Source organism: Sphingomonas endophytica, from assembly GCF_014199415.1.
Taxonomy (GTDB): domain Bacteria; phylum Pseudomonadota; class Alphaproteobacteria; order Sphingomonadales; family Sphingomonadaceae; genus Sphingomonas; species Sphingomonas endophytica.
In genome coordinates this window covers 582,489-590,640 of record NZ_JACIJN010000001.1, presented here as the reverse complement: position 1 = coordinate 590,640, position 8,152 = coordinate 582,489, and the positions used below count along the sequence as shown (strand labels likewise).

Here is an 8,152-nt window from a genome sequence, read left to right as displayed (position 1 = left end):
GGCAATCGAACACCGCTCCTCGAGCGTAAGCTGACGATATCTCGACATGGCAGCACCTGTCTCAGGTGTTGCACTTCGTTTGTGAACTCAGGGGGGTCCCGCTTCTTCTCCGCCAGTCAGGAAGAAGCGGGGCCCCGGATCAAGTCCGGGGCGACGATAGATGCGCGCCTCAATCCGCCGCGACCGGCCCGTGCTGCGGCTTGGGACGACGACACAGCCAGATCGGCACGATCAGCACCGCCGCCAGCCACGCCGACAGCCGGAACAGGTCGGTCGAGGACAGCAGATACGCCTGCCCGACCATCTGGCGCGTCACCGCGGCGGCGGCCTGTTGCGTGGTCATGCCCAGCTTCGTCAGATTCTCCGCCGCCATCTGCCAGCCCATGCCGTTGCCGATCGCCTCCGCCAGCCGCGACTGGTGGAGCGCTTCGCGGCGATCCCATGCGGTCGAGATCAGCGACGCCGCGAACCCGCCCGCGACGATCCGGCCGAAGTTGGAGATGCCGGTCGCCGACGGGATCTTCTCGGGCGGGATGCCGTCGAGCAGGATCGTCAGCATCGCGAGGAAGAAGGTCGCCATCGACACGCCCTGCACCAGGAGCGGCAGCATCAGGTCGAAGAAGGTCGCCTGCGTCGTGAAGCCCGAGCGCATCCAGTAACTGATCGCGAAGCCGGCGAAGGCGACGGTGGCGAGGATGCGCGCGTCGATCTTGCCCGACAGCCGCGCGATCAGCGGCGTCAGGATCACCGCGACCAGCCCGCTAGGTGCGGCGACCAGCCCGGCCCATGTCGCGGTATAGCCCATCTGCGTCTGGAGCCACAGCGGCAGGATCAGGATGTTGGCGAAGAACACCGCATAGCCCAGCGAAAAGGCGAGATTGCCGATCCAGAAGTTGCGGCGCGCGAACAAGGTCAGGTCGACGGTCGGATTGGCGTCGGTCAGCTCCCAGATCACCCAGGCGACGAAGCCGATGATCGCGACGATCGACAGCACGACGATCAGCGGATCGTTGAACCAGTCGGCGTTCTTGCCGAGATCGAGCATCACCTGCAACGACCCGACCCATAGCACCAGCAGCCCGAGACCGACGGTGTCGATCGGCAATTGCGCGGTCGGCGTCTCGCGGTCGCGCAACCGCGTCCAGCAGATGAACGCGGTAATGATCCCGAAGGGGACGTTGATCAGGAAGATCCACGACCAGTGGTAATTGTCGGAGATGTAGCCGCCGAGGATCGGCCCCATGATCGGCGCGACCAAGGTCGTCATCGACCAGATGCCGAGCGCGGTCGAGCGTTTGTCGGACGGGAAGATCGCGATCAGCAGCGCCTGGCTGCCCGGCATCATCGGTCCCGACACCGCGCCCTGCATGACGCGGAACAGGATCAGCGACGGCAGGTCCCACGCGATCCCGCACAGGAACGACGCGATCGTGAACAGCCCGACCGAGGTGCAGAAGACGCGCACCACGCCGAAGCGCCGCATCAGCCAGCCGGTGAGCGGCACCGCTACGCCGTTGGCGACCGCGAAGGCGGTGACGACCCAGGTCGAATTGTCGCTGGAGACGCCGAGGTTGCCCGCGATCGTCGGGAGCGAGACGTTGGCGATCGTCGAATCGAGCACCATCATGAAGGTGCCGAGCGCGAGCGCCAGCGCGGTGACGCCGAGCCGCGCGCCGGTGAGCGGCGGCGGGCCGGATGGGGGTGCGCTAGCCATGGGTGCTGCTCCGCTCGTTCGCGCCACTCACCATCGTCATTCCCGCGGAAGCGGGTATCCAGAACCTCTGACGCTGCGCCTCTTTCGCCGGGCTCCACGCGTCTGGATCCCCACCTTCGCGGGGATGACGGAGGGAGGCGGGGGTAAGCGGCGGCGGGCCGGGTGGGGGTGGGCTGGCCATTTATGATGCTCCCACGTTCCCGCCAGCCGTTACCGTCATCCCCGCGGAGACGGGGATCCAGAACCTCTGACGTTGCGCTTCCTGCCGAGCCCTTCGCGCGTCTGGATTCCCACCTTGACGGGAATGACGAAGACAGGCGGGGGGATGACGAAGGGGCAGGCGGGTCATTACCGGTTTGCCGCCACGATGCGGCGGATCGCCGTCTCGACCTGCGGGTCGGTGCCGGTGGTGGTGTCGCCCTGATAGGGCGTCGTCGCGGCCTGCGCGAGTTGCGCCCCGCGCGTGTCGGCGGTGTCGATCGTCGCCTTCACCGACAGTCCGACGCGCAGCGGATGCGCGCGCAACTCGCGCGGGTCGAGCGCGATGCGGACGGGGAGACGCTGGACGATCTTGATCCAGTTGCCGCTGGCATTCTGCGGCGGGAGCAGCGCGAAGGCGTTGCCGCTGCCGGCCGACAGCCCGACCACGCGGCCGTGGAACTTCACGTCGCCGCCGTACATGTCGGAGGTCAGCTCGACCGGCTGCCCGATGCGGACATCCTTGAGCTGCGTCTCGCGGAAATTGGCGTCGACCCACACGCGGTCGAGCGGGACGATCGCCATCAGCGGCGTACCCGCATTGACCTGCTGCCCGACCTGTACGGTGCGCTGCGCGACCACGCCCGCGATCGGCGCGGTCATGTGCATGTGGCTGCGCGTGATCGCGGCGCGGCGATAGGCGGCGATCGCGCTCAGCACCGCGGGGTTGGTGTTCACGTCGGTGCCCTGCACAGTGGCCTGCGCCTGCCGCCGCTGTTCCTGCGCGAGACGGAGATTGGCCTGCGCGACCTTCACCGCATCGGCGGCATGCGACAGTTCCTCGCCCGACACCGCACCCTGCGCGGCGGCCGAGCGGCGGCGTGCATAATCGGCCTGCGTGCGCGACAGTTCGGCCTGCGCCTGGACGATGCCGGCATCGCTCTGCCCGACGCGCGTGAAGTCGGCGCGGGTGCTGCGCACCGCGCGCGCCAGCTCGGCGGCGGCGGCGGCGACATTGACGTCGGCGGTGGTCGGATCGAGGTCGATCAGCGGCTGCCCCGCCTTTACCGCCTGCGTATTGTCGGCGCGCAGCGCGGTGACGGTGCCCGGATCGCGCGCGGTGATCGCGACCACGTCGCCCGCGACATAGGCGTCATCGGTTTCCTGCTCGGGCGGGCTGAAGAAGAAGTGCATCACCGCCCAGATGATTGCCGCGATGGCGACGAGGATCGCGAGGATGGTGAGCGCACGACGACGCGCGGCGGGCTTGCCGCGCGGCGCGGGGGCAGGAGCGGGCGTCGGAGCGGGGGCAGCGGTGTCGGTCATCGGGCAGCGTCCTGAACGGGGTCGAAGCCGCCGCCGAGCGCGGTGGCGAGTTGCGCGCGCGCGGCGAGCGCGTCGATGGAGAGGCTGGCGTCGGCCAGCTCGGCGTCGAGCAGGCGGACGTCGTTGTCGACCAGATCGAGCCGGCTGTTGAGCCCGCTGGCGACACGGATCGTGTTGAGGCGGTTGGTTTCCGCGAAGCCGGCGGTCACCTGACTCTGGCTGAGGCGCGCGGTGTCGGTGGCGCGGACCTGCGCGATCGCGTCGGCGACCTGTCGCGCGGCGGTGACGACCGCGTCATTGTATTGCGCGGTCGCGACGTCGAGCGCGGCGGTGGCGCCGGCCAGATCGGCGCGGCGTCGCCCGCTATCGAACAACGGCAGGTGGAAGGCCGCGCCGCCACCGGCGGTGCCGGAGTCGAGATCGACGAAATTGCCGAAGCCGATCGCCTGTAGCCCGACCAGCGCGGACAGGTTGATGTTGGGATAGAAGGCGCGGCGCGCGACCTGCCGCTCGGCCCCGGCGGCGGCGATCCGAGCCTGTGCCGCGGCGATGTCCGCGCGGCGCGCGAGCAGGTCGGCGGGGATCGCGGTCGGCACCGGCAAGGCGGTGTCGGTGGCGAGCTGCGTCGCGCCGATCGTCGCGGCATAGTCGCTGCCGCGCCCGGCGAGCGCTGCCAGCGCGTTGGTGGCGAGCACGCGCGCGGCCTGTGCCTGCACCAGCGCGAGCCGTGCCTGTGCGAGCAGCGTGCCGGCGGCGGTGACGTCGATGCGGCTGGCGAGCTGGCTGCGCTCGCGCGCCTGCACCAGCGACAGCGAGCCCTCGCGCGCCTTGATCGTGCGCGCGGCGATCGCGGCGCGGCGCTCGGCGCGCGCGACCTCGACATAATTCTGCACCACCGCGCCGGCGAGCATCAGCCGCGCGGCGGCGACGTCATAGCCGGCGGCGCGCGTCTGCGCCGCGGCGACCTCGATCGCCGCCTTCTGTCGGCCGAACAGGTCGAGGTTCCACGACAGCCCGGCCTGTGCGGTGCCGAGCGCGCGGACGGTGCCGGCATAGGGCGGCGGGATCGTGTAATTGCCCGACAGCCGCGTCCCCTGCACCTGCGCATCGGCATCGATCGAAGGACGGCGCTCGGCATCCTGCCGTTCGAGCGCCGCCTGCGCCTGACGGACGCGCGCCGCGGCGACGTCGAGCGAGGGATTGCCGGCGAGCGCGTCGGCGACCAGCCGGTCGAGTTGCGGGTCGCCGATCGCGTGCCACCAGTCGGGGGCGAGCTGCACCGACGGCCCGGCGAGCGCCAGCGCGGTCGGGGTCTTGGCTTCGACCGACGTATGCGAGGCGGGGGCGGCGCAACCGGCGAACAGCAGCGCCACCGCCGCGGCCAGCCCGGCGCGCGCGCGCGCGAGGCTGCACAAGGCGCGTGGCGGTGGCGCGGCGCGATGGACGGGCGGGGTCAGGGGCATTGCGCGATGTCCTCCAGCGTGCGGCGCAGCTTCTGCATCTGCGCGATCAGCGTCTCGATCTCGGCGTCGGTCCAGCCGGTGAAGCAGCGGTTCCAATGTTCGATCACCATGTCGCGGCAGCGGAAGGTCACGGCGCGACCGGCGGGGGTCAGCGACAGATGCACCACGCGCCGGTCGTCGGCGGAGCGGGTCCGCTCGACCAGCCCCTTCTCCTCCAGCGTGTCGATCAGCCGCGTCATCGCGCCCTTGTCGTGCGCCATGCCGCGCGCCAGCGCCGCGCAGGTCGGCGCCTCGCCATGATGGATCGTCATCATCGCCGACCATTGCGACGTGTTCAGTTCCTCGTCCGCCAGAAGGCGGTCGAGCAGCACCATCATCGTCTGGTTGCAGCTCTTGATGAGGTAACCGATCGACCGATCCGGCGTGTAGGTTTCGGGATCGTAGAAGCTCATAAGGTTGCCATGGCAACCATTGCCACGGCAGTCAACGACTTTGTTTCGTAACATTGCTGTTTGGGTCAGCGACCGCGCTTGCGGCGCAAGCGCCGGCCGCTATGGTTTCACGCGACACGTCATTTTCTTCGGGGGAGCATCACCGTTGGCTAATCGCGCATTCCTGGCAGCCGGCACGGCGCTGGCGGCTTTGACGACCCCTGTGCTGGCCCAGAACACTTCCATTTCCGCGCCGGCGGCCGCGCCCGCGCCGGTGTCGCAACTCGTGAAGGCGGTCGACATTCCCTACCAGCAGTTCACGCTCAAGAACGGGCTGCGCGTGATCGTCCACACCGATCGCAAGGCGCCGATCGTGGCGGTCAGCGTCTGGTACGACGTCGGGTCGAAGCACGAACCGCAGGGCAAGACCGGCTTCGCGCACCTGTTCGAGCATCTGATGTTCAACGGCAGCGAGAACGCGCCGGGCGACTTCTTCGAGCCGCTGCAACAGGTCGGCGCGACCGACTTCAACGGCACGACCTATTACGACCGTACCAATTACTTCGAGACGGTGCCGACCGCGGCGCTGGAACGCGCGCTGTTCCTCGAGTCGGACCGCATGGGCTATCTGACCGGCGCGATCACGCAGAGCGTGCTCGACGAGCAGCGCGGCGTGGTCCAGAACGAAAAGCGGCAGGGCGACAACCAGCCGTATGGCCTGCTTCGCTACAAGGCGACGGAGGGACTGTTCCCGGCGACGCACCCTTATGGTCACACCACGATCGGCTCGATGGTCGATCTCGATCAGGCGAGCCTCGGCGACGTCAAGAACTGGTTCAAAAGCCATTACGGCCCGAACAATGCGGTGCTGGTGCTGGCCGGCGACGTCGATGTCGCCACCGCCCGCCCGTTGGTCGAAAAGTATTTTGGCGCGATCGCCGCCGGGCCGAAGAGCGTCGCGCCGCCCGCACCGATCCCCGCGTCGCTGCCCGGACCGGCCAAGGAGGTGATGAAGGACCGCGTCGCCGCGACCCTCATCATGAAGGAATGGGCGGTGCCCGGCCTCAACGACAAGGATTCGGCGTCGCTGGAGGTCGCGGCGGGCGTGCTCGGCGGGCTGGCCAGCTCGCGGCTGAGCAACGTGCTGGTCAAGGGCGAGAAGCTGGCGGTGCAGGCGCAGGCCGAGTATGAGTCGTTCGCGCAGGTCGGCACGTTCCAGATCACCACGCTGGTCCGCCCCGGCGTCGACCCCGCGACCGTCTCGGCGCGCATCGACCAGCTCGTAGCCGATTTCGTCAGGAACGGTCCGACCGCCGACGAGGTGAACCGCTACGTCACCAGCACCGTCTCCGGCCGCATCGACGGGCTGGAAGCGGTCGGCGGGTTCGGCGGCAAGGCGGTCGCGCTCGCCGAGGGGGCGCTTTATTCCAACGATCCCGGCTTCTACAAGAAACAGCTCGCCGCACTGGCCGCGCAGACCCCGGCGACCGTCAAGGCGGCGGCAGCCAAGTGGCTGACCCGCCCGTCCTATCAGCTCGACATCGTCAACGGCGATCGCGACGCCTACGCCGAATCGAAGGCGGTGCCGCCCGCCAAGGTGGTCGAGGCGCCCGAGCAGGCGCCGAAGGGCACGCGCGGCCCGATCCCGGCGGTCGGCGAGGTCGCCGGCCTGTCGTTCCCGACGGTGGAGCGCACCCGGCTGTCGAACGGGATCGAGCTGGTCTATGCCAATCGCGCGGTGGTGCCGATCACGCAGGCGGTGCTGAGCTTCGATGCCGGCGTCGCCGCCGATGTCGCCGACAAGCTGGGCACGCAGCAACTGACGCTCGCGATGATGGACGAGGGTACGAAGCGGCTCAACTCGATCCAGATCGCCGAGGCGCGCGAACGGCTGGGCGCGTCGATCTCGAGCGGGAGCAGTGCGGATCGCACGACGCTGTCGCTGCGCGTGCCGAGCGCCAACCTCGCGGCCGGGGCGGACCTGTGGGCCGATATCGCCCGGACGCCGGCGTTCCCGGAGAGCGAGCTCGGCCGCGTCAAGTCGCAGCAGCTCGCCGAGATCGCGCAGGAGCTGACGAGCCCGCAGGGGCTGGTGCAACGCGTGCTGCCGAAGCTGGTGTCGCCGGGCTCGCCCTATGCCAAGGCGCAGGGGTCGGGCGACGCGGCGGCGGTGCAGGGGTTGTCGCGCGCCGAACTGATCGCGTTCCAGCAGGCATGGCTGCGCCCCGACAAGGCGAAGATCTTCGTCGTCTCCGACCGTCCGCTCGCCGAGATCCGGCAGGTGATGGAAGCGCGGTTCGGCGACTGGAAGCCGGCCGGTGTCGCCGGCGCCAAGTCGTTCCCGCCGGCATCGTCGTCGGTGTCGCCGCGGATCGTGCTGGTCGATCGCCCCGCCAGCCCGCAGTCGATGATCGCCGCGGGCGTGCAGACCGGGCTGAAGGGCACCGACGATCTGCTCCCGCTGCAGGTCGGCAATGATGCGCTGGGCGGCAGTTTCCTCGGCCGGCTCAACATGGATCTGCGCGAGGACAAGCATTGGTCCTATGGCGTGCGCGGCAGCTTCAGCCGCAACGCCGAGGCCGCACCCTATGTGCTGTATGCGCCGGTGCAGGCCGACCAGACCGGCCCGGCGGTCGCGGCGCTGCGCAGCGACGTCACGCAATATCTGACCAGCAAGCCGATGACGCAGGAGGAGTTCGCGCGCGCGATCAACGCCGGTACGCGCTCGCTGTCGGGCAATTTCGAGACCTCGGAAGACGTGCTGTCGGCGATGCAGGCCAACGACCTCTACAAGCGCCCCGACGATTATTATGCGACGATCACACAGAAATATCGCGCGCTGACGCTGCCGCAGGTGACCGCGGCCACCAGGGCGGCGATCGATCCGGCCAAGTTCGTGTGGGTGGTGGTCGGCGAGGCGGCGAAGGTGAAGCCGCAGCTTGACTCGCTGGGCCTCCCGGTCGAGGTCATCCCGGCTGCCGCGGTCGCCGGAACGCCTCCGGCCACCGCCGCCAAGTAAG

General features: G+C 69.3%; 5 protein-coding genes. 1 reads left to right on the top strand and 4 read right to left on the bottom strand.

The features are described from left to right. Positions 1-169: 169 nt before the first annotated feature. The 4 genes from FHS97_RS02775 to FHS97_RS02760 all read right to left on the bottom strand — a co-directional run bounded on the left by FHS97_RS02775 (position 170) and on the right by FHS97_RS02760 (position 5,153). Entirely contained in the window at positions 170-1,714 is a 1,545-nt protein-coding gene (locus FHS97_RS02775; protein ID WP_184032981.1) for a DHA2 family efflux MFS transporter permease subunit, read from the bottom strand. A gap of 348 nt (positions 1,715-2,062) precedes the next feature. Then, positions 2,063-3,238 (bottom strand): HlyD/EmrA/EmrK family protein, encoded by a 1,176-nt coding sequence (locus FHS97_RS02770; RefSeq protein ID WP_184032979.1) that lies wholly within the window; start codon positions 3,236-3,238, stop codon positions 2,063-2,065. After that, the gene (locus FHS97_RS02765; protein WP_184032977.1) at positions 3,235-4,701 is read right to left on the bottom strand and encodes an efflux transporter outer membrane subunit; all 1,467 of its coding nucleotides are present in this window, start codon (positions 4,699-4,701) and stop codon (positions 3,235-3,237) included. Before FHS97_RS02765 ends, FHS97_RS02770 begins: the two co-directional genes overlap by 4 nt. Further along, a complete protein-coding gene (locus FHS97_RS02760; protein WP_184032975.1) occupies positions 4,692-5,153 on the bottom strand; it encodes a MarR family winged helix-turn-helix transcriptional regulator in 462 nt (153 codons plus the stop codon). The genes FHS97_RS02765 and FHS97_RS02760 overlap by 10 nt, the downstream gene beginning before the upstream one ends. A gap of 145 nt (positions 5,154-5,298) precedes the next feature. On the opposite strand from FHS97_RS02760, the gene FHS97_RS02755 reads away from it, so the two are divergent. Next, positions 5,299-8,151 carry a M16 family metallopeptidase gene (locus FHS97_RS02755; protein WP_184032973.1) on the top strand — a complete coding sequence of 951 codons (2,853 nt, stop codon included), beginning with the start codon at positions 5,299-5,301 and terminating at the stop codon, positions 8,149-8,151. Position 8,152 lies beyond the last annotated feature (1 nt).

Excerpts from the sequence above, each read along its gene's own strand:
- FHS97_RS02775 (WP_184032981.1), bottom strand. The coding sequence starts at position 1,714 with ATGGCTAGCGCACCCCCATCCGGCCCGCCGCCGCTCACCGGCGCGCGG.
- FHS97_RS02770 (WP_184032979.1), bottom strand. The coding sequence starts at position 3,238 with ATGACCGACACCGCTGCCCCCGCTCCGACGCCCGCTCCTGCCCCCGCG.
- FHS97_RS02765 (WP_184032977.1), bottom strand. The coding sequence starts at position 4,701 with ATGCCCCTGACCCCGCCCGTCCATCGCGCCGCGCCACCGCCACGCGCC.
- FHS97_RS02760 (WP_184032975.1), bottom strand. The coding sequence starts at position 5,153 with ATGAGCTTCTACGATCCCGAAACCTACACGCCGGATCGGTCGATCGGT.